This is a genomic window from bacterium (genome assembly GCA_026398675.1).
GTDB lineage: Bacteria > RBG-13-66-14 > RBG-13-66-14 > RBG-13-66-14 > RBG-13-66-14 > RBG-13-66-14.
In genome coordinates this window covers 1-2314 of record JAPLSK010000085.1, presented here as the reverse complement: position 1 = coordinate 2314, position 2314 = coordinate 1, and the positions used below count along the sequence as shown (strand labels likewise).

The window sequence follows — 2314 nt, the reverse complement described above, 5'->3', positions numbered from 1 at the left end:
CGGTGATCGCCGACCTCGGCACCGCCGACTTCCTGCGCGTGCGTTTCGGCATCGGCCGTCCGGCGTCGGGCGGGGACGCGGCCAACCACGTGCTGGCCGATTTCTCGCGCGCCGAGCAGAAAGAGCTGCCCGACCTGCGCTCCACCGGCGCCCTCCTCGAGGGTCACTTCATCCTCTCATCGGGCCTTCACTCCAACCGTTATGTCCAGTGCGCCCTCTACCTCCAGCACCCCGAGCTCGCCGAGCGGGCCGGTCGGGAGCTGGCCTTTCTGTTGAAGGAGGCCGACTCCGCGCTGGAGCCCACGGTGGTGATTTCACCGGCGATGGGCGGGCTCATCATCGGCCACGAGTGCGGCCGGGCCCTGGGCGTCCGGGCCGTCTTCGCCGAACGCGTGGAGGGCGTGATGACCCTCCGCCGGGGTTTCTCCCTCTCCCGCGACGACCGCGTGGTAGTCGTCGAGGACGTGGTGACCACGGGGAAAAGCACCGGCGAGGTGGTGGAAGTGGTGAGCGCGGCCGGGGTCAAACCGGTGGCGCTGGCCTGCGTGGTGGACCGTCGCGGCGCCGACGCCCCCCCCATGCCGATCCCCCTGGTCAGCCTGGCCCGGCTCGAAATCGAGGTGTGGAAGCCGGAGGTGTGTCCCCTGTGCGCCAAAGGGGATCCGGCGGAGAAGCCGGGGAGCCGCACACCCAGGTGATGGCGGAGGGGAGACTGGAGTTGGACGACGATTGCGACCCGGGAAACCGCGCATCCGGGTGACCGGCGCAGACCCTGTTTAGAGTATTTATCGCAGCCGCCGCTGGAACCGGCGGCCCTTCAACCTGACCGAGCCGTCGCCGGGAGCGCCCCCCAGGGAACCCGGTGATCCACCCCGGAGGAGCTGATGAAGCTTGCCGTCGTCGGAACCGGCTACGTCGGCCTGGTGACCGGAGCTTGCTTCGCCGACCTCGGCAACGAGGTCATCTGCGTTGACATAGACGAGAAGAAAATCAAGGCGCTCAACGCGGGCCGGATTCCCATCTACGAGCCGGGCCTCGAGGAGATAGTCCGACGCAACGCCGACGCGGGCCGCCTGAGCTTCACCACCGACCTGGGCGACTCCGTGAAAAAGAGCGAGATAATCTTCATCGCCGTGGGGACGCCGTCCATGCCCTCGGGCGAGGCGGACCTCTCGGCGGTGCGGGCCGTCGCCGCCACCATCGGACGCCACCTGAACGCGCCCGACAAAATCGTCATCAACAAGTCCACCGTCCCCGTGGGCACCGGCGACATGGTCACCGAGATAGTCGTGCGGGAGTCCGGCGGCAAGCAGCCCTTCCACGTGGTCTCCAACCCGGAGTTCCTGCGCGAGGGCTCGGCCATCAGCGACTCCATGCAGCCCGACCGGGTGGTCATCGGCTCCAACGACGCCTACGCCGCCGAGAAGGTCGCCTCCCTCTACCGGGTGCTGACCAAGAACATCGTCATCACCGACCGCCTGTCCGCGGAGATGATCAAGTACACCTCGAACGCCCTGTTGGCCACCAAGATAAGCTTCATCAACGAGATAGCCAACATCTGCGACCTGGTGGGGGCCGACGTGGAGGCGGTGGCCGACGCGGCCGGGTTGGACCGCCGTCTGGGCCGCCACTTCCTGAACGCCGGGGTGGGATACGGCGGGAGCTGCTTCCCCAAGGACACCAAGGCGCTCATAGACACCGCCGCCAAGTACGGCTACCAGTTCAAGATCCTGGCCGCGGTGGAGGAGGTCAACGCCATGCAGCCCAAGCGGGCCCTGGCCAAGCTCAACGGGATGATCGGGGACCTGTCGGGTAAGGTCGTGGCCCTTTGGGGGCTGGCCTTCAAGCCCAACACGGACGACATGCGCGAGGCGCCGTCGCTGGCCATCATCGAGGGGATTCTCGCCCAGGGCGGCCGGGTCAGCGCCTACGACCCCATCGCCCACGAGACCGCCGCCGAGGAGCTCGCCAAGCGGAACCTCTCCATCTCCTTCGCCAACACCATGTACGAGGCCTGCGACGGGGCGGACGCCCTGGTGGTCGTCACCGAGTGGAACCAGTTCAAGGACGCGGACCTGGAGCGGGTCAAGGAGCTGTTGAAGACGCCGGCGATAGTGGACGGACGCAACATCTACAACCCGGCGGAGGTGGCCGCGATGGGGTTCGCCTACGAGTCCATGGGGCGCTCTTCGCTCGCCAAGCGCGCCAACGGTTAGACAATCGAAAATCACCGTACGGGCGGACCTTCGGGCCCGCCCGTTCTGTTGCGCGCAGGCGGAATTTGCGCTATCGAATTCCGCGGAGTTGATGTTAC

Annotated in this window: 2 protein-coding genes; both read left to right on the top strand. The window is 67.2% G+C overall.

Going from position 1 to position 2314, the window contains the following annotated elements; all coding sequences use genetic code 11:
• The first annotated feature begins 125 nt into the window (after positions 1–125).
• Positions 126–698, top strand: a complete 573-nt coding sequence (gene pyrE, locus NTW26_01745; GenBank protein MCX7020996.1) for an orotate phosphoribosyltransferase — start codon at positions 126–128, stop codon at positions 696–698.
• Positions 699–884: 186 nt separating this feature from the next.
• Positions 885–2216: a UDP-glucose/GDP-mannose dehydrogenase family protein gene (locus NTW26_01740; protein ID MCX7020995.1), complete on the top strand. Its 1332-nt coding sequence runs from the start codon at positions 885–887 to the stop codon at positions 2214–2216.
• Positions 2217–2314 lie beyond the last annotated feature (98 nt).

Bases quoted from the DNA above. Each gene is read 5' to 3' on its own strand.
- NTW26_01740 (MCX7020995.1), top strand. From the start codon at position 885: ATGAAGCTTGCCGTCGTCGGAACCGGCTACGTCGGCCTGGTGACCGGA.